At 41.3% G+C, this 17,931-nt stretch carries 18 protein-coding genes, 2 tRNA genes and 2 pseudogenes; 9 read left to right on the top strand and 13 right to left on the bottom strand.

Annotation, left to right across the window (positions count from 1 at the left end; all coding sequences use genetic code 11):
- Positions 1-24: 24 nt before the first annotated feature.
- The 4 genes from groL to FTV30_RS05500 all read right to left on the bottom strand — a co-directional run bounded on the left by groL (position 25) and on the right by FTV30_RS05500 (position 3,876).
- Complete coding sequence (groL, locus tag FTV30_RS05515; protein WP_005096312.1) at positions 25-1,659, bottom strand: chaperonin GroEL; 1,635 nt, start codon at positions 1,657-1,659, stop codon at positions 25-27.
- Between the two features lie 66 nt (positions 1,660-1,725).
- A complete protein-coding gene (gene groES, locus FTV30_RS05510) occupies positions 1,726-2,013 on the bottom strand; it encodes a co-chaperone GroES (protein WP_005096311.1) in 288 nt (95 codons plus the stop codon).
- 167 nt (positions 2,014-2,180) lie between these two features.
- Positions 2,181-2,957 (bottom strand): metallophosphoesterase, encoded by a 777-nt coding sequence (locus FTV30_RS05505; protein ID WP_005096310.1) that lies wholly within the window; start codon positions 2,955-2,957, stop codon positions 2,181-2,183.
- Entirely contained in the window at positions 2,938-3,876 is a 939-nt protein-coding gene (locus tag FTV30_RS05500) for a diacylglycerol kinase family protein (RefSeq protein ID WP_180001161.1), read from the bottom strand. The genes FTV30_RS05505 and FTV30_RS05500 overlap by 20 nt, the downstream gene beginning before the upstream one ends.
- Before the next feature lie 415 nt (positions 3,877-4,291).
- Between FTV30_RS05500 and FTV30_RS05495 the strand changes: the two genes are divergently transcribed.
- Both FTV30_RS05495 and FTV30_RS05490 read left to right on the top strand, forming a co-directional pair.
- A complete protein-coding gene (locus FTV30_RS05495; RefSeq protein WP_180001160.1) occupies positions 4,292-6,124 on the top strand; it encodes a phosphoenolpyruvate carboxykinase (GTP) in 1,833 nt (610 codons plus the stop codon).
- A gap of 136 nt (positions 6,125-6,260) precedes the next feature.
- Entirely contained in the window at positions 6,261-6,683 is a 423-nt protein-coding gene (locus FTV30_RS05490; RefSeq protein ID WP_159138049.1) for a hypothetical protein, read from the top strand.
- Between the two features lie 61 nt (positions 6,684-6,744).
- Here the strand turns inward: FTV30_RS05490 and FTV30_RS05485 are convergent, their stop codons facing one another.
- Both FTV30_RS05485 and folD read right to left on the bottom strand, forming a co-directional pair.
- Positions 6,745-7,413 carry a methyltransferase gene (locus FTV30_RS05485; protein ID WP_180001159.1) on the bottom strand — a complete coding sequence of 223 codons (669 nt, stop codon included), beginning with the start codon at positions 7,411-7,413 and terminating at the stop codon, positions 6,745-6,747.
- A 167-nt stretch (positions 7,414-7,580) separates the two neighbouring features.
- A complete protein-coding gene (gene folD, locus FTV30_RS05480; protein WP_074383079.1) occupies positions 7,581-8,429 on the bottom strand; it encodes a bifunctional methylenetetrahydrofolate dehydrogenase/methenyltetrahydrofolate cyclohydrolase FolD in 849 nt (282 codons plus the stop codon).
- 153 nt (positions 8,430-8,582) lie between these two features.
- On the opposite strand from folD, the gene FTV30_RS05475 reads away from it, so the two are divergent.
- A tRNA-Cys gene (locus FTV30_RS05475) sits at positions 8,583-8,656 on the top strand.
- Between the two features lie 10 nt (positions 8,657-8,666).
- Positions 8,667-8,752: transfer RNA gene (locus tag FTV30_RS05470), tRNA-Leu, on the top strand.
- 152 nt (positions 8,753-8,904) lie between these two features.
- Here FTV30_RS05470 and FTV30_RS05465 read toward each other — a convergent pair.
- The 3 genes from FTV30_RS05465 to FTV30_RS05455 all read right to left on the bottom strand — a co-directional run bounded on the left by FTV30_RS05465 (position 8,905) and on the right by FTV30_RS05455 (position 11,370).
- On the bottom strand, positions 8,905-9,807 hold the full coding sequence (locus tag FTV30_RS05465) for a YafY family protein (RefSeq protein WP_180001158.1): 903 nt from the start codon (positions 9,805-9,807) through the stop codon (positions 8,905-8,907).
- 153 nt (positions 9,808-9,960) lie between these two features.
- A complete protein-coding gene (locus FTV30_RS05460) occupies positions 9,961-10,164 on the bottom strand; it encodes a hypothetical protein (RefSeq protein WP_159516433.1) in 204 nt (67 codons plus the stop codon).
- A 213-nt stretch (positions 10,165-10,377) separates the two neighbouring features.
- The gene (locus FTV30_RS05455) at positions 10,378-11,370 is read right to left on the bottom strand and encodes an NAD(P)H-quinone oxidoreductase (RefSeq protein ID WP_180001157.1); all 993 of its coding nucleotides are present in this window, start codon (positions 11,368-11,370) and stop codon (positions 10,378-10,380) included.
- A gap of 127 nt (positions 11,371-11,497) precedes the next feature.
- Here FTV30_RS05455 and FTV30_RS05450 point away from each other — a divergent pair, with 127 nt between their 5' ends.
- Entirely contained in the window at positions 11,498-11,842 is a 345-nt protein-coding gene (locus FTV30_RS05450; RefSeq protein WP_005171940.1) for a co-chaperone YbbN, read from the top strand.
- Between the two features lie 76 nt (positions 11,843-11,918).
- Here FTV30_RS05450 and FTV30_RS05445 read toward each other — a convergent pair whose 3' ends face one another.
- From FTV30_RS05445 to cysD, 3 genes are all read right to left on the bottom strand, one after another.
- The gene (locus FTV30_RS05445; protein WP_005171942.1) at positions 11,919-12,188 is read right to left on the bottom strand and encodes a hypothetical protein; all 270 of its coding nucleotides are present in this window, start codon (positions 12,186-12,188) and stop codon (positions 11,919-11,921) included.
- 142 nt (positions 12,189-12,330) lie between these two features.
- Positions 12,331-13,947, bottom strand: a complete 1,617-nt coding sequence (cysN, locus tag FTV30_RS05440) for a sulfate adenylyltransferase subunit CysN (RefSeq protein ID WP_180001156.1) — start codon at positions 13,945-13,947, stop codon at positions 12,331-12,333.
- Between the two features lie 138 nt (positions 13,948-14,085).
- Positions 14,086-15,000 (bottom strand): sulfate adenylyltransferase subunit CysD, encoded by a 915-nt coding sequence (gene cysD / locus FTV30_RS05435; protein ID WP_005096294.1) that lies wholly within the window; start codon positions 14,998-15,000, stop codon positions 14,086-14,088.
- A 311-nt stretch (positions 15,001-15,311) separates the two neighbouring features.
- Here cysD and FTV30_RS05430 point away from each other — a divergent pair, with 311 nt between their 5' ends.
- From FTV30_RS05430 to FTV30_RS05415, 4 genes and pseudogenes are all read left to right on the top strand, one after another.
- Positions 15,312-15,854 carry a hypothetical protein gene (locus FTV30_RS05430; RefSeq protein ID WP_005096293.1) on the top strand — a complete coding sequence of 181 codons (543 nt, stop codon included), beginning with the start codon at positions 15,312-15,314 and terminating at the stop codon, positions 15,852-15,854.
- Positions 15,855-16,162: 308 nt separating this feature from the next.
- Positions 16,163-16,798 carry a YqiJ family protein gene (locus tag FTV30_RS05425; protein ID WP_005096292.1) on the top strand — a complete coding sequence of 212 codons (636 nt, stop codon included), beginning with the start codon at positions 16,163-16,165 and terminating at the stop codon, positions 16,796-16,798.
- A 37-nt stretch (positions 16,799-16,835) separates the two neighbouring features.
- Positions 16,836-16,988: pseudogene (locus tag FTV30_RS05420) on the top strand (band 7 protein); the annotation flags it as partial.
- A 546-nt stretch (positions 16,989-17,534) separates the two neighbouring features.
- Positions 17,535-17,822 carry a hypothetical protein gene (locus tag FTV30_RS05415; RefSeq protein ID WP_257228904.1) on the top strand — a complete coding sequence of 96 codons (288 nt, stop codon included), beginning with the start codon at positions 17,535-17,537 and terminating at the stop codon, positions 17,820-17,822.
- On the opposite strand, the pseudogene FTV30_RS05410 reads toward FTV30_RS05415, so the two are convergent.
- Positions 17,813-17,931, bottom strand: a pseudogene (locus tag FTV30_RS05410) (IS30 family transposase); the annotation flags it as partial. The gene FTV30_RS05415 and the pseudogene FTV30_RS05410 sit on opposite strands and share 10 nt — an antisense overlap.

Here is a 17,931-nt window from a genome sequence, read left to right as displayed (position 1 = left end):
TTAAGATCGGATGATCAACATGAATTACATCATGCCGCCCATACCACCCATGCCGCCCATATCAGGCATTGCAGGCTTGTCTTCTGGAATATCCGTAATCATACATTCAGTTGTCAACATTAATGCAGCAACAGAAGCAGCATGCTCAAGTGCAGAACGCGTTACTTTTGCTGGGTCAAGAATACCCATTTCGAGCATATCGCCATAAACACCTGTTGCCGCGTTATAACCGAAGTTGCCTTCGCCATTTTTCACAGCATTGATCACCACTGAAGGCTCATCACCCGCATTCGATACGATTTGACGAAGCGGCGCTTCAATCGCACGACGTAGAATGTTGATACCTACATTTTGGTCATCATTCGCGCCAGTTACGTTATCCAATACTTTCGCTGCACGTACCAGTGCAACACCACCACCTGCAACCACACCTTCTTCAACCGCAGCACGCGTTGCATGAAGGGCATCGTCTACACGGTCTTTCTTCTCTTTCATTTCAACTTCAGTCGCAGCACCGATTTTGATCACTGCAACACCGCCTGCCAATTTAGCAACACGTTCTTGAAGTTTTTCTTTGTCATATTCAGACGTAGATTCTTCAATTTGCGCACGGATTTGCTGAACACGTTCAGAGATTTGACCTGCATTACCCGCACCATCCACAATCACTGTGTTTTCTTTAGATACAGTCACTTTATGTGCAGTACCTAAATGTTCAAGTGCAGTTTGATCTAGCTGCATGCCAATTTCTTCAGAAATCACCGTACCGCCAGTCAAGATCGCGATGTCTTGCAGCATCGCTTTACGACGATCACCAAAACCAGGCGCTTTTACTGCACATACTTTGATGATGCCGCGCATGTTGTTGACAACCAAAGTTGCCAACGCTTCGCCTTCAACATCTTCAGCGATGATCAAAAGCGGTTTACCTGTTTTCGCAACTGCTTCAAGCACTGTGATCAACTCACGAATGTTGCTGATTTTTTTGTCAACCAGAAGAATGAACGGATTTTCAAGCTCCGCAGTTAGTGTGTCTTGCTTGTTTGCGAAGTATGGCGAGATGTAACCGCGGTCAAACTGCATACCCTCTACCACATCTAGAGAATCTTCAAAGCCTGAACCTTCTTCTACAGTGATGACGCCTTCTTTGCCCACTTTTTCCATTGCTTGCGCAATCAGTTTACCTACAGTGGTGTCAGAGTTTGCAGAGATCGAACCGACTTGTTCAATCGCTTTAGAATCAGACGCAGGTTGAGCAGTTGCTTTAATTTCAGCAACCAAAGATTTAACTGCAATATCAATACCGCGTTTCAGGTCCATTGGGTTCATACCCGCTGTCACTGACTTGATGCCTTCGTTCAAAATTGCTTGAGCCAATACAGTTGCAGTGGTTGTACCATCACCTGCGATGTCATTGGTTTTAGAAGACACTTCACGAACCAGCTGAGCACCCATATTTTCGAATTTATCTTTTAGGGTGATTTCTTTGGCAACCGTTACACCATCTTTGGTGATGTGCGGCGCACCGAAAGAACGGTCGATCACAACGTTACGGCCTTTAGGACCTAGTGTTACTTTCACTGCATCTGCAAGGATGTTCACACCAGCAATCATTTTGCTGCGCGCTGAATCACCAAATTTTACGTCTTTAGCTGACATTTTTGACTCCAAATACTTTTAATATCTTTTAAATTCTGATGAACATAAGACGACTTTAAACGGAAATTAAGCAAATACCGCTAAAATATCAGATTCTTTCATAATAAGAAGTTCTTCGCCGTCAACTTTCACAGTTGTACCCGCATACGTACCGAACAATACTTTATCGCCAACTTTTACATCTAGTGCACGTACACCATTGTCAGTGATTTGACCATTACCTACAGCAATGATTTCACCTTGAGCTGGTTTTTCTGCAGCAGAACCAGGAAGTAAAATACCGCCAGCTGTTTTAGTTTCTTCTTCAACACGACGAATAACAACGCGGTCATGTAATGGACGAATGTTGCTCATATTTAACTCCATCAGACTAAGTCTTTTTAGGTCACTGATGACGACTTAATTATTCCATGGGTCATCATCAAAAATTTTTGATGTCACTTTTATGGAGATGGAATAAAACGCTTCAAGGGCAAAAATGAAAAAAAATTGCTTTTTTTTAACGAATACTGATTTTTCGTCTATTTATTCAACATATCAGGCTTTAACAGAAAGGACTGGGTCACGTCATCGAATAAATACTGGGAAATTTTTCCTGATGCATCAATCAGATTAAAACTATTTGGCTCTTTTTTATGTAGCCGATGCGAGGCTGAAGTACCTGCATGTACATCATAAACAGGATGATCTGCCCCTAACTCAAAGATCAGGTTCAAATCATAAACCGCAGGTTGATGCAGATGTCCATGCAAGACTGCAAACAGGCCATGTGCTGCCCAAGCTTCTAAAGCAATTTTGGCCATCAATGGACTATCCTTAAAACCGCGCTTATTTTGAAAAGGCACATAGAACGGTTGATGGCTGACAATAATTTTTAATTTGGAAGAAGGCGCTTGGCCTAATTTCCGATCAATACGCTGAATCTGCTCAAGCGATAAATGCCCTTTGGTGTGATAGCGGCGCCGGATTGAGTTCACCCCCACCAGATAAAAGTTGTCTGTTTCAAGTGTGGGTTCAAGTTCACCAAAAAAAAGCTGATAACGGGTAAATGGATTGAACAGCCGATTCCATAAATGATAGAGCGGAATATCATGATTACCCGGAATTACCAGATAAGGTGTCTCAAGCTGATCTAAAAACCGTTTACAGGCCAAAAACTGGCTTAAACGTGCGCGTTGGGTCAGATCACCACTGACGACGACCGCTTCCAGAGGATGAGTCTGACAGAACTGTCGAATTGCCTCTAAACACTCGGGTTTTTCTGTCCCAAAATGCAGATCAGACAGATGCAGGATCATGCGACACCCTTACACTCAGGCTGTTTTTTAAAACAGAAATATTGAGGGGCGGTGCCATTTCTACGATTTCGCCATCAATCGCCACCATCAATTTCTTGGATCTAGATTCGATACGGACTTGATCGGCAGCAAAACTGTAAACATCCGAAGCCTGATCAATCTTGCCACGAACCAACTGATACACAAGCTTAAATAAAGTTAGCTTATCACTTTTAGAAACCACCACTCCTGCGACTTTACCCTGCTCTGCTGCTTTGGCAATCTGCATTTTCATATCTGCCAGTTGCAAGGGATTGTTGCCAAAAAAGATCAGCGGTGTTTTTAGCGGATATTTCTTGTGATCTACCCAGATTTCCAGTTTCAGTTCCTTACGGTCGCGAATCAGCACATCCAGTGCGGAAGTATAGGCATGTAACGGCAATCGACCAAACCGCCGGTTATAATCTTCACGTTTTTTGATAAATAAGGGATACAGACCCAAACTGGCATTATTCAGATAAATATCCTGATTAATTTGGGCTACATTGATACGTTTAGATTGTCCCGTGGCAATCACTTTAGCGGCTTCAATTAAATCCAAGGGAATATCTAATAATCTGGCTACATAATTAAAGGTACCCAAGGGTAAAATTCCAACAGAAATTTGCGTATTCAATAAATGTTTGGCGACTGTATTTAAAGTACCATCCCCACCTGCTGCCACCACGATGCCTGCTTCATCCGACGCTAAATGTCGTGTCAACACCTCCGCCATAACGTGATCAAATTGCTGTGAATCATTGATTTCATAAGCTTTAGTCTGATAACCTTGCGCTGAAAATATTTCAGTCAATTGTTCATAGATCCCTTCTGGCCCTTGTATGCGAAAACCAGCATTATGATTATAAATAAGCGATAAGGGTTTAGATTGATTAGACATTTTTCGCACAACTTTATGAAGCCTATTGGCATTTTGTCCAATTCATAGACAATTAACAGTAGCTTTATGTAAAATTCAAATGGCAACCATTTATTTAATCAATAACGAATATGAGACGTGCTATAAAATTAATAAATTGATTTTATTAATAATTTTTAAAATAAATACCAACCATAATTAAAATAAATAACCAAGGTAATTCAAATATTTAGTTTTATCTTATTGTTTTCATTATATTTACAAATAAAATAGCATTATATGCCAAAAGAAATCTAGTGCTTCTTTGGTCTTATTTTTTTTATCATTTTATGCTTTAATACAGCCACTTTTTTTCATATATCATCCGGGCAACATTTTTATTGCTCGGATTGTACTTTGTACATCCTTTTTGTACACATTTGAGATAGGCCTCACCATGACCCAAGTGAACGCACCAGAATTCGTTCGTCACCCTAAGCTTATTGCTTGGGTGGAAGAGATTGCTAAATTAACAAAACCAGCAAAAATTGAATGGTGTGACGGTAGCGCAGAAGAATATCAACGTTATATCGACTTGATGATCGCTAACGGCACAATGCAAGCACTGAATCAAGAAACTCATCCTGGTTCTTATCTTGCGAATTCTGATCCTTCTGACGTTGCTCGTGTTGAAGGTCGTACTTACATTTGCTCTGAAAACAAAGAAGACGCTGGCGCAACCAACAACTGGGAAGCACCTGCTGAAATGCGCGCTCGCCTCAACGGTTTGTTTGATGGTTCTATGAAAGGTCGTACTTTGTACGTTGTGCCTTTCTCTATGGGTCCTTTAGGTTCTCATATTGCACACATCGGTATCGAATTAACAGATTCTCCTTACGTTGCTGTAAGCATGTCTAAAATGGCACGTATGGGTAAAGCGGTTTATGACGTTCTAGGTACTGATGGCGAATTCGTTCCATGTGTACACACTGTGGGCGCTCCATTAGAAGAAGGTCAAAAGGACGTTGCATGGCCTTGCAACCCTGAAAAATACATCGTGCATTACCCAGAAACTCGTGAAATCTGGTCTTACGGTTCTGGTTACGGCGGTAATGCATTGCTTGGTAAAAAATGCCTAGCATTACGTATTGCATCTTATATGGGTCGTCAACAAGGCTGGTTAGCTGAACACATGCTGATCCTTGGCGTGACTAACCCACAAGGCGAAAAACACTACATCGCAGCTGCATTCCCATCTGCTTGTGGTAAAACAAACTTCGCAATGCTGATTCCACCAGCGGGTTACGAAGGTTGGAAAATTGAAACTGTAGGTGATGATATTGCTTGGATCAAACCAGGTGAAGATGGTCGTCTATATGCAATCAACCCTGAAGCTGGTTTCTTCGGTGTAGCGCCTGGTACAAATACCAAGACCAACCCGAACTGTATGGCAACGCTTCACAAAGACGTGATCTATACCAACGTTGCTGTGACTGACAACGGTGAAGTTTGGTGGGAAGGTCTGACTAAAGAAGCACCTGCTAATCTAACTAACTGGAAAGGTCAACCACACACTGGCGAAGAAAAAGCTGCGCATCCAAATGCTCGCTTCACTGTTGGTGCTGGTCAATGCCCTTCTATCGACGCTGACTGGGAAAATCCAGCAGGTGTTCCAATTTCTGCGTTCATTTTCGGCGGTCGTCGTGCAGACACAGTGCCTCTAATTTCAGAAGCATTCGACTGGGTTGATGGCGTTTATAAAGCTGCAACTATGGGCTCTGAAACAACTGCTGCTGCTGTTGGACAACAAGGTGTTGTACGTCGCGACCCATTTGCGATGCTCCCATTTGCTGGTTACAACATGGCTGACTACTTCTCTCATTGGTTAGAAATGGGCGAAAAAGTTGGTGCAAAAGCTGCGGCTGCTGGCAACAAGCTTCCTGGTATCTACAACGTGAACTGGTTCCGTCGTGATGCTGAAGGCAATTTCGTATGGCCTGGTTTCGGTCAAAACATGCGTGTTCTTGAGTGGATCATTGACCGTTGTGAAGGTCGTGCTGATGCTGTTGAAACTCCAATTGGCCGTGTACCAACTTATGAACAGTTGAACTGGACTGGTTCTGACTTCACTAAAGAACAATTTGACCTTGTAACTTCTCAAGACAAAGATCAATGGATCAAAGAACTTGAAAGCCACACTGAATTGTTCAATAAACTTGGTGACCGTCTGCCAGAAGCGTTGAAAAAACGTCAAGCTGAACTGATTGAAGCTGTTAAAAAATCTGCATAATTGCTGATTTAAAATTAAAAGAGGTCGCGTAAGCGGCCTTTTTTATTAAATGGATAAACAATTGATCACAATTGACCAGAGCAGCAGTTGAAGCAAACTATGGCATAATTAGCGCAAGACTTTAGGAAATATAAATATGAAAAGAACAACAGTCATTTTAGCTCTGGCTGCAAGCAGCTTCATGTTGAGTGCGTGTCAGACTGCACCACATCAGTTCAACGGAAAAAGTGGCTATGAAATTCTGGAACGTTCAGGCAATACAGCAACCTTGAGCTATACGCTTTCAGGACGGCCTAATCAGGATGAAAGAAAATTGCAGGCAGCCTGTCAACAGACTTTGGGCGGTTCAAAAACCTATAATATTCAGATTTTAAGCACTAATGAAATTTCTAATCCACTTGCGGAGCAGGAACAATATGGCCGCCAATTAGGTAATAGCCGCACGCAAATCAGCTTAAGCAATACCCCAGATCTATATAATAGCGAGAATCTCGGTGCACGCGAAGCCTTAGACGCCCGCCCAACCACGATGCGTGTCATTCGTTATACTTGTTCTTAATATCCGATATATTCAAAGCAACACAATAAAAAGGGCTTATTGCCCTTTTTATTTTTCAAATTCAAAGTGTTTTATAAAAACTGACATTACGAAATTCTGGTGATTCATCCAGGTCTGGCCAGGTCGTCGCGCTACGTTCATCCAGCTTTATATACTTTGGATGACTAAAATTTTTGACTCGACTGTCTGCTACCCATACTTCAGGTGCGAATTTTAAAAATTCATCCAGGAAGAAACGGTTGCATTGATCATAGAGCACATCTGCGGCTAACAGAATATCTAGCTGCTCTGCCTTATACAGATCATCCAAATATTCAAGCTCGACACTATTCAGCTCTGCATTGGCACGACATGCATCCAGACTGATCTGGTCGATATCACAGCAAATCACCCGTTTTGCGCCTGCCATTTTCGCTGCGATCGCCACTACACCCGAACCCGCACCAAAATCCAGTACCACCTTGTCTTTGACATGCTGTGGTTCAGCCAGCAGCCACTGCGCCATAGACAAGCCAGACGCCCAACAAAAGATCCAGTATGGTGTATCATTCCAGATGCGACGAATCACTTCATCATCCAGTTTATCTGTTGGAAATACTGGCGGAATCAGCCACAGGGAAATGGGTGTATCCGGCAATTGCTGTGCATGCAGCTCACAGTATGGAATCACATTATGCAAGGCTTTTAGTAGATGCTCAGGGGCTTTAGGGAATTGGAAAGTACAGCTCATTGGTTTTTATTTTTGAATATTCAGAATTTTAGTTTCAAACACGAAACCCGAATTAATAAAGAAAGTTCCCTCTCCTTTATTAAAGGAGAGGGCTAGGGAGAGGATTATTTATAAAAAATCTCCCTCATCCTAGCCTTCTCCCTGAGGGAGAAGGAACACTGTAGGAATTAACCCAAAGCCTTCTCAGCAGCTTCAACAGTTTGACGAATCAAAGTGGTGATGGTCATTGGACCTACGCCGCCCGGAACTGGTGTGTAAGCAGAAGCAATTTCTTCGATGCCAACCAATTGAATATCACCTACACCACCGCCATCACGTGGATGGAAACCAGCATCAACAACCACCGCGCCTGATTTGATCCAGTCTTTTTGAATCAGTTCAGCTTTACCTACTGCACCGACAATAATGTCAGCTTGCTTAACAAAGCTTGCAAGATCTTGAGTACGTGAATGGCAAATGGTTACGGTTGCATTCGCTTCTAGCAGCATCGCAGCCATTGGTTTACCCAAAATTGCAGAACGACCTACAACCACCGCATGTTTACCAGCGATTTCGATGTTGTTTTCTTTCAAAATGGTCATAATCCCAGCAGGCGTCGCTGAACCATAGGCTGCTTCGCCCATTGCCATACGACCGTAGCCCAGACAAGTCACACCATCTACGTCTTTTTCAAGCGAAATTGCATCAAAACAGGCACGTTCATCAATTTGAGCCGGAACCGGGTGTTGAAGCAGAATCCCGTGCACATCTGGATTGGCATTTAACTTTTCAATTTCAGCCAATAATTCTTCAGTGGTGGTTTCTTTAGGAAGTTCCACTTTGAGTGAATCCATACCAACACGGCGGCAGGCATTACCTTTCATGCGAACATAAGTTGCAGATGCGCCATCGTCACCTACCAAAATCGTCGCAAGAATTGGAGTACGACCTGATTTTGCTTTCAGCGCTTCTACGCGAGTAAACAAGTCAGCTTCAATTTGCTTCGCCAATGCACGACCGTCTAGAACTAATGCCACGGCACTTCTCCCAAGTGTTGATATGAATCAATTTTGCACATTCTACATGAATAATTTAAATATTTTCCGCCAGATGATGTTTTTATGCGCATACAGATGAATACACTATTGTTTTTTTTTCTGAGCTTGATAATATACGCATCAACAAGACGCGGCGGGGTGGCAGAGTGGTCATGCAGCGGACTGCAACTCCGTGGACGCCGGTTCGATTCCGACCTCCGCCTCCATCTTGTTAAAGCCCGAGTGGTGAAATCGGTAGACACAGGGGATTTAAAATCCCCCGCCCACAAAGCGTGCCAGTTCGAGTCTGGCCTCGGGCACCATTCTTCTACTATAGAAAGATGGTGCAAATAAAGAACCCAGCGAAAGCTGGTTTTTTTATGCCTGTAATTTAGTAAATCAAAAAAATAAGTAAATTAAATTTCCATTTAAAGCATGATCATTAATTAAGCTACCCTGCTCTACTTTCTCAATATCATCCAGCAGTGCGCAAATATCCCTGCAAATCCTGTTCCAGTTTCTGCTGAAAATGAATCGGCTCAATAATTTTCACATAAGGCAACCAGTAACGCACCAAAGGCAATAACTGCATTTCGTGACGGATCTGGCAACTGATGAACAACTCTCCAGCCTCGGTTTCCTGCTCGATCTGCTGTTCTGGAAATAAATGGCGTTCTTTAAAAAATACCGCAACTTCAGGTTGCACCTTGATTAAAACCTGCTGTTTTTGCCGCCCAAACCAGATGCTGTCTTCATCTGCCAACATTTTCAGCACTTCAGGATCATGCTCAAAGCTCTCCTCCTCAGAAACCAGGTTGAGCTGTTGCAACTGGCTCAAGCGATAGGTGCGCAGCTTGTCGTGATCTACCCCCGCCAGATACCAGATGCCATGATGGTGAATCAAACGATAAGGCTGAATGATCCGCAATTGATCGGCATAAAGTAATTCAATCTGCTGACGTTTATAGATTGCACCTGCCAGCAGCTTGAAATGCTCGGCAAACTGTTTGGCATCTTCAAAATGATAGCCTTTGGCAGAAAAAACCAGATTGGCGCGATCATCCAGCAATTCACGTAAAAAGGACATATCTAGTGCGGGATACAGCTCACTGATCCCGGAAAGCTGGGCAAAGGTCTGAATATCCTGCAACTTGAACCGCCCCAAATAAGAGGGATCCAGATAATATCGTTTCTGTTGATCTTGGCGTAAAGGCAGATAAGAGTTTAATCGGTCAAAATCACGTTCAATGGTGCGGCTACTGACCTGAAATTCTGCAGCTAGCTCTGCAGCCCGGAGTTGATATCCGACATTTAATTTGGTCAAAATTCTGGCTAAACGCTCTGCAAGACGCTCATGTATTGAAGCTGGGCGCTTCATAAATCCCCACTTAATACATTCACATGTACTTATTTATCGCTAGATACTTAATGATTATACTAAATACCAATAAGTGAATCATATTAGGATAAAGTCTAAGATATTCTTTTACCTCAGATCTTGACCCTTTATTCATCCCAAAAATACAAGACCTTATTTGGATTTTCTGGATGCTTTCTTGCTTAAAGGACGATTCTGGAGCGTTAATCTTTCCATATAACGTTCCAGATGCAGCATCGCTCGATACATTTTATGTAACTCTGCCCAACTCATGCTTCCGCGAATAATCATTTTATGAATACGATGCAATGCTTTTAAACTATGTTTTGAACTATATACTATTGGAATAATTTTCATCTTATTTTCCCTCTCACATTCATGTGAATGTTGAACCAATTAGTCGGAATTATCGATAGATGCAATTTACGTGGCATTCTTGACAGGTTGTGTCGAACAGTTAACATTTTTTAATTTTTATTCAAAATTTTATATATTTATTTGTAATAAGATTTTACTCAAAATTAAAAAAGCCAGTAAAATTACTGGCTTTTTTAAATCATTTATCTCGTATTAAATAATTTCAACCACAACTTTACCCACATGTTCTCCCGTATCCATTGCGGCATGTGCATCTTGGATTTGATCAAACTTGAAAGTTTTATAAATCATAGGCAGACATTCACCTTTCGCCCATAACGGTGCCACTTGTTCTTTGAGACCTTGTGCAATTTCAGCTTTTTCAGCCCTAGTACGTGCACGCATGGTCGAACCCGTAATGGTCAGACGTTTCATCATGATAGGACCTAAATTAACCTCTTTGGCTTTACGACCGCCCAAAAAGGCGATATACACCAGACGTCCATCACGACGCAGCAAATTCAGGTTCCGCTCTAAATATGGCCCACCCACCATATCCAGAATGACATCGACTCCGCCATTGTCAGTTGCTTCATTAATCACTTGCTCAAAGTCTTGCGTTTTATAGTTAATCGCATAAGTTAACTCTGAAATAGCTGCAACCTTGTCATCCGTACCGACAGTCGCAAAGCTTTTGATTCCGAGTGCTTTACATAACATTAAAGCAGTAGTGCCAATGCCGCTGCTCCCGCCATGAATCAGCACGGTTTCGCCTGCTTTGGCCTGCCCCATCTGGAACACATTGGCCCACACGGTAAAAAAGGTTTCAGGAATGGCTGCCGCCTGTGTAAAGCTTACACCTTCCGGAATATTCAAGGTCTGGCTTTCTGGTACGACACAATATTCTGCATAACCGCCACCATTGGTCAGGCCACAGACTTTATCACCAACTTTAAACTGGCTTACCTCAGTACCGACTGCAATCACTTCACCCGCGACTTCAAGACCCGGGACTGGTGTTACGCCTTTTGGCATTGGATACAAACCTTGACGTTGCAAAATATCTGGACGGTTAATTCCGAAAGCATGGACTTTCACCAGAACTTCATCTGCTTTGGCTTCGGGGATTGCAACCGTTTCATAAGCTAATTTATCGATATCGCCCGGTTCTGTAATAATGACCTGTTGCATGCTTGCTTGTGACATATATTTCCCTGCTTATTGAATATTCAAGATACTTGGCTTTATTTGAACATAGTTAAGCTGAGGAATGAAGCCAAGTCGGACTTATGTATAATCAAGTCACTATTCAAAAAATTGATAGGAGATGGATATGAGCGAGATCATTGAGTATAACGAAAATAATTATAGTAATTTTGAATGGTTCGAAGGTTTTGCAGTCATTCGCTTTTATGCCGAATGGTGTAAGCCTTGTATTCAGAATTTTCCGGTCTTTAATGAACTGGCAGCGCAATATGCTGAAAGCAAGCCCGAAATCAAATTTGGCAAAGTAAATATCGACCAATCTCCAGTATTAACCTTGCGCTATCATGTTTATGGTCTACCTTCTACGCTGATTTTTAAAAATGGCACAATCATTAAAAGGATTGCTGGCGCAAAAAGTCTAACGGAGATAAAGACGATTCTATCTCAATCCCTAACTGATTTTTCTGAATAATTGAAGCATACATATCTGAAGATAAACTGTAGAGAAAATTTCGTTTTTACCCCTCGGTAAAATCCGGACTTGGTAATTAACCACGGCTTTTATACTCTTTGACCATCCGATCACTGACATCTTCCGGATAACACAAAGGTGCATGCCCACCCGCCCGATTATATGCACTACGTTTACCACAGCGACTGCCATTACTGGCCGTATTGTAAGGACATGGACAATTCCCCGGATAACGATCAATCGACTGCTGGATAATTTTTTGCTTAATTGCATCTGTACTGGTCGCCTGTTTAGCGTCCACCCCAAAAGCCAAACACAACCCGATTAAAATAAATATTTTTTTCATAAACACCCCTCAATATTTGTATTATATCGAGAAGAAATTTAAGTGAAAGTTCAACATTCACACGGCTGCACATTACTTACATACTTAAAAGCATCCAAATAAAAAACCCGCTTTACAGCGGGTTTTTTAAATCGACTCAGTCTTATAATCGAACCAATTCTACAATTTTATCAGCAAGCTCTTCGACTGCTTCCATAATTAAAGTGGTGTCCGTACCTTCAGCAGTATCGGTAATCACCACCACACCTGTTTCACGAAGCAATGCAACTTGTGTAACATCAAGACCCGCTCTGACAATTGCCACGATGCCTTGCTGAATCAATAAACTTTCAAGTGCCTGAGCATTTTCCAAAGCTTTTGCCGAGACAGTCAGCGCAGCAGGTTTTTGCCCCAAACGCGCAGCACGCACTTCAGCAGTCACGGGCTCATCATGTGCAGACCATTCAACTGATTCTTCCACCATACCTGCACCAATCGTCACGTTATTTAAACGATCAATAAAGATAAATGAACCGGTATAACGGCTGTCTTGATAACGGTCAAAGACCACGGGCGCATCAAATTCAACAGTCACATTGGCAATCGCATTCAGCTCAAGATTTTCGACCTGAACTTTCTCCAGTGTGTTGACGTTGGTACGGTAATGAATCGCTGTCACTTTTGCAGGAACAGTCTGTGTACCAATCTTAATGTTGTACAGCTTGCCAATCACCAGCGCTTGATCTGCCATCCACACCACAGTCGCTTGAACTGAACGAGAAATATTTGGAACCGCTTGATCGGCACGAATTAATACGTTACCACGTGAAATATCAATTTCATCGTTGAGCGTTAAAGTCACAGCTTGACCTGCAACAGCACGTTCAAGGTTGCCATCAAAAGTAACGATTTCTTTTACTGTTGATGATTTACCTGATGGTAAAGCCGTTACGGTATCGCCAACGTTGATATCACCAAGTGCGATCGTGCCGCAGAAACCACGGAAATCGAGGTTTGGACGGTTGACATATTGCACTGGGAAACGAAAATCTGCTTTTGCCGAAGTACGGTTAATTTCTACCGACTCAAGCGTACCCATTAACGTTTCACCGGTGTACCACGGCGTATTGGCGGACTTGTTCACCACGTTATCGCCATTCAATGCAGAAATTGGCGTAAAGATGATGTTCGATGGTTTGCGATCGCCCAACTGCGCAACGAATGCTGCATATTCTGCCTGAATTTCATTGAAGCGGGCTTCAGAGAAGTCCACCAGGTCCATCTTGTTGATCGCAACAACAATATTTTTAATACCAAGTAAGCTTGCAATAAAGGTATGACGACGGGTTTGAGTTTGCACACCATAACGCGCATCAATCAAGATAATCGCAAGGTCGCAGGTCGATGCACCTGTTGCCATGTTACGGGTGTACTGCTCATGTCCCGGAGTATCGGCAATGATGAACTTACGCTTTTCAGTCGAGAAATAACGATAGGCGACATCAATGGTAATGCCCTGCTCACGTTCTGCCTGCAGACCATCTACCAGAAGTGCCAAGTCAGGTGCATCGCCTGTGGTACCGACTTTTTTCGAGTCACGGGTGACGGCTTGCAATTGATCTTCATAAATCAATTTTGAATCGTAAAGCAGTCGACCAATTAGAGTCGATTTACCATCATCTACGTTACCGCAAGTCAGGAAACGCAACAGGTCTTTATTTTCATGTTGTTTCAAATAGCCCAAAATATCTTGGCTAATCAGTTCTGATTGATGAGACATTGCCCAAAGCTCCACATATTCTTTAGAAATCGGTTTTTAATCCCTCTAAATCTCCCTGTATAAAAGGGAGACTTCCTCCACTTTTAAGCCCCTCTTTCTCAAAGAGGGGTTTGGGGAGATTTTTAGGGGGAGATTAAATTAGAAGTAGCCTTCCTGCTTCTTCTTCTCCATCGAGCCTGCTTCATCATGGTCAATCATACGACCCTGACGCTCAGAGCTGGTTGCCAAGAGCATTTCTTGGATAATTTCCGGCAAGGTATCTGCAGTTGATTCAACTGCACCTGTTAATGGATAACAACCTAAAGTACGGAAACGTACCGATTTCATTTGTGGAACTTCACCTTCTTTTAAAGGCATACGTTCGTCATCCACCATAATAAGTGTACCGCTACGCTCAACCACAGGACGTTCTGCAGCCAGGTAAAGTGGCACAAGTGGAATGCTTTCCAAATAGATGTATTGCCAGATATCCAACTCGGTCCAGTTTGATAACGGGAATACACGAATACTTTCACCTTGATTTACTTTACCGTTGTAAAGGTTCCAAAGTTCAGGGCGTTGGTTTTTGGGATCCCAACGATGTTTATCATCACGGAATGAATAGACACGTTCTTTGGCACGAGATTTTTCTTCATCACGGCGCGCACCACCAAAAGCAGCATCAAACTTGTATTTATTTAAGGCTTGTTTTAAACCCTGGGTCTTCATGATGTCAGTATATTTTGAACTACCATGATCGAAAGGATTGATGCCTGCCTCGACTCCTTCTTTGTTTTGATGCACGATCAAATCAAAACCATGTTTTTTTGCCATGTTGTCACGGAAAGCAATCATGTCTTTAAATTTCCAACCCGTGTCTACATGCAGTAGCGGGAATGGAAGTTTGGCTGGATAAAATGCTTTCAGTGCAAGATGCAGCATGACTGCTGAATCTTTACCAATGGAATAAAGCATGACTGGATTTTCAAATTCAGCTGCTACTTCACGGATAATATGAATACTCTCAGCTTCAAGCTGTTTGAGATGAGTAAGTCTTTCCTCATTTAACGACATGGACAACACCAGCTTAGAAAAACGTGTACTTATGACACTTTTGAAAATTTATATTCATTATAGTGATTTACTTATCTTAGCCATTGCTTGTTTTATGATATTGATATATCAAAAGCTCATATAAAAATTCACTAATAACAAATATCAGTTTTTATGAATCAATAATGAACGTCACCACATCTGACTATTTTTGCTGTACTAATTTTTAAATTCATCCATAAAAGCATAGATAAATAATCTAAAGTAGTGGTTTCCAAGATGCTGAAAAATTAATAGAGTAGGCTAAATTCTCCCTTTGATATATTTTGCTTATGGCTTATAGCGCTTTTGATCTCTCCACTCTAAAAACTCGCCTGGAACAAGCAGAGCTTGCAGGTTACATTTATCAGCATCAACAACACATTTTAGTCTTACAAGAACCTTTCAGTGAAGACGGCAAGCCTTTAAATATCTATTTGCAACATGAATTGACTGCCGACCAGATCGGATTACAGTTTGGTCTGCGTTTGCAAGAAGGTCATTGGGAATTCTTATTGGGTGTGACGTATAGCAACCAGAATGCAGCTTATGAAATCGGTGCGGGTAATCTTAAAGGTGATCAAAAAGCCTTTAACTTACTCTATGCATTTTACAATTACCCTAAAGCATTCTATCTGGTGGCATTGCCTTTAACCAGCAATAGCCAGATGCTGGAGCAGACTTTGGGACAGCAACTTTTCAGTCAGCCGGATCTGCATTTTCTGGATACTGCGATCAAGGTGAACCCGATGGGTGAACAGATCACATGGATAAAAAACTATATTCTGCAACAGACTCTGGATATGAAAGTCCGGATTCAGACTGCCTTACTCTAAGTCTTTAAGAAAGAAATATAGAGATACTAAGGCACAGTATTTCTATATTTCTCAGAAAAACCAATCCACACAACCTTAAAATTTACACAACATATTGAAAATAATTAATTTTTTAGCAGATCCTAAATAAACTTATAGTTTACTATTAACTTTAATAGTTCAATAATTATTAAATACATAATATATTCAATCCTTGTTTATAAGGTTTTTTGTTATTTTTTTGCATACAAAATTAATAATTACTGCTATCGTTATAGCATCAGAGGCTTCCTTACACTTTTCCTAAAACATAATTATAGAGATAAAAAATGTGGGAACTGTTTACTCATCCGTCAAATATCGTATTTAGTATCAGCCTGAGTCTGATGCTGATGTTTGCTGCACTGGAATGCATATTACTGCTGCTCGGTGGCGGCTCGCAGAATATGTTAGAACAGTTTTTGCCTGAAGACCCCCTGCAACCAGAAATTAATCCAGATCAACATCCCGGCTTTTTCACCAAAGTATTTGACTGGTTATATCTGGGACGTCTGCCTTTATTTATCTGGCTCATCATTTTTCTGACCAGTTATGGCCTGAGTGGCTTATTGATTCAGGGAATATTTGAACGCCTGACCAGCCAGCTCTTCAATGTATGGCTAATTTCCCCAGCCTGTCTGTTTCTGTGTATGCCGATAGTGCGCTGGCTTGCCATGGCTGCCAGCAAGCTTATGCCTCAAGATGAAACTTCTGCCATTTATAGTGACGAGCTTATTGGGCGTACCGCAATCATTATTCTGGGTGATGCCAAAGTCAACTCTCCTGCACAAGCCAAAGTCCGGGATCAGCATGGCCAGACCCATTATGTTTTAGTCGAACCAGAAACCAATCAAATTTTAAATCAAGGTCAGAATGTCGTACTGACCCATAAAACCAAAAATGGCTTTCAAGCCACTGCACTCTAATTTTATTCAGCCAGAACCAAACTGAGACTTTATAACAATGTTAACTTTTGATTTATATAATATTTTAATTATTTCTGGAATTGTTTTTGCAGCACTGGTGACCTTCGGTCTCATCATTGCGCGCCTATACCGCCGGTCCAGTAAAGAAATCTCCTTTGTGCGTACCGGTTGGGGTGGTGAAAAAGTGATAAGGTCATATCAATAGTGTTAAGTAAAATGTCATATCAAAATAGTATAAAAAGTGTTAACTCCTAAAATTCAACTAAAAGCAATTAAATCCATAAAACAAGAAAGTTCAATGCAACAGTTGCATATTCCTATTTTACTTAGACCCTTTAGAATTGCTGTGTTCATATAATGCTAAGCTAAAAATGGGGGCTTATAGCTCCCATTTTTTGGTCTTTAATCCACTTTTGCTTCATCGTAAACTAGATTGTCAGCTCGGATTCAAATAGTAATGAGCAAGATAAAATTTAATCATCTTTGACTTGGTAGACAAATCGAATTCTGGTCTTTAGTAGCTTACGTCCTACTCGATCGCCTTTAAGAATATTCTTTGGAACATGAGGGCGATTTATACAGATGCTTATGATAAAGCCAGAGAACTTATGGGAGAAGTATATTAGTTATTGAATTTGCACATTAATTAACAAATATAACATAACACTTCCGATTTGACATTGCTATTAAAACATCTAAAATGTGAGATATGCTTTAAAGAAGTAATGTTAAATTCATGAAAACAAAGGCTATTTCTCTAAATATATTCTTAAAAGATTGTCAGTATGAAATATTGGGTTCTGACGATATTAAAATCTTGTCAGAACAAAGACCTGAACATGAAGATTATTCAAACTTTCCCCAACTTATAAATTTAGACAATATTGAAACAAGTATTGAGTTCAATTTATTCCTAATTGAAAAGTTTCGCTTTAATGATTTCGCTCCTAATAAAAGACAAAGAAAAAAAGAGATAACAAAGTTAAGATTAAATAGCTTAATAACCTGGCGAATTCAAACATGAGGTGCGACAGTTTCAAAAGCCTTATGATAATCAACAAGCTGAGCAAATTTCTCTAATGGTGTAAGCCAATCTAACGCTTTTCTAGGGCGAGTATTCAGTGACATGGCAA

Source organism: Acinetobacter sp. YH12255 (assembly GCF_013417355.1).
In the GTDB taxonomy this organism is placed as follows: domain Bacteria; phylum Pseudomonadota; class Gammaproteobacteria; order Pseudomonadales; family Moraxellaceae; genus Acinetobacter; species Acinetobacter pseudolwoffii.
The sequence above is the reverse complement of the archived record's forward strand: the minus strand, read 5'-3'. Positions and strand labels throughout refer to the sequence as shown.

Excerpts from the sequence above, each read along its gene's own strand:
- groL (WP_005096312.1), bottom strand. The coding sequence starts at position 1,659 with ATGTCAGCTAAAGACGTAAAATTTGGTGATTCAGCGCGCAGCAAAATG.
- groES (WP_005096311.1), bottom strand. The coding sequence starts at position 2,013 with ATGAGCAACATTCGTCCATTACATGACCGCGTTGTTATTCGTCGTGTT.
- FTV30_RS05505 (WP_005096310.1), bottom strand. The coding sequence starts at position 2,957 with ATGATCCTGCATCTGTCTGATCTGCATTTTGGGACAGAAAAACCCGAG.
- FTV30_RS05500 (WP_180001161.1), bottom strand. The coding sequence starts at position 3,876 with ATGTCTAATCAATCTAAACCCTTATCGCTTATTTATAATCATAATGCT.
- FTV30_RS05495 (WP_180001160.1), top strand. The coding sequence starts at position 4,292 with ATGACCCAAGTGAACGCACCAGAATTCGTTCGTCACCCTAAGCTTATT.
- FTV30_RS05490 (WP_159138049.1), top strand. The coding sequence starts at position 6,261 with ATGAAAAGAACAACAGTCATTTTAGCTCTGGCTGCAAGCAGCTTCATG.
- FTV30_RS05485 (WP_180001159.1), bottom strand. The coding sequence starts at position 7,413 with ATGAGCTGTACTTTCCAATTCCCTAAAGCCCCTGAGCATCTACTAAAA.
- FTV30_RS05465 (WP_180001158.1), bottom strand. The coding sequence starts at position 9,807 with ATGAAGCGCCCAGCTTCAATACATGAGCGTCTTGCAGAGCGTTTAGCC.
- FTV30_RS05460 (WP_159516433.1), bottom strand. The coding sequence starts at position 10,164 with ATGAAAATTATTCCAATAGTATATAGTTCAAAACATAGTTTAAAAGCA.
- FTV30_RS05455 (WP_180001157.1), bottom strand. The coding sequence starts at position 11,370 with ATGTCACAAGCAAGCATGCAACAGGTCATTATTACAGAACCGGGCGAT.
- FTV30_RS05450 (WP_005171940.1), top strand. The coding sequence starts at position 11,498 with ATGAGCGAGATCATTGAGTATAACGAAAATAATTATAGTAATTTTGAA.
- FTV30_RS05445 (WP_005171942.1), bottom strand. The coding sequence starts at position 12,188 with ATGAAAAAAATATTTATTTTAATCGGGTTGTGTTTGGCTTTTGGGGTG.
- cysN (WP_180001156.1), bottom strand. The coding sequence starts at position 13,947 with ATGTCTCATCAATCAGAACTGATTAGCCAAGATATTTTGGGCTATTTG.
- cysD (WP_005096294.1), bottom strand. The coding sequence starts at position 15,000 with ATGTCGTTAAATGAGGAAAGACTTACTCATCTCAAACAGCTTGAAGCT.
- FTV30_RS05430 (WP_005096293.1), top strand. The coding sequence starts at position 15,312 with ATGGCTTATAGCGCTTTTGATCTCTCCACTCTAAAAACTCGCCTGGAA.
- FTV30_RS05425 (WP_005096292.1), top strand. The coding sequence starts at position 16,163 with ATGTGGGAACTGTTTACTCATCCGTCAAATATCGTATTTAGTATCAGC.
- FTV30_RS05415 (WP_257228904.1), top strand. The coding sequence starts at position 17,535 with ATGAAAACAAAGGCTATTTCTCTAAATATATTCTTAAAAGATTGTCAG.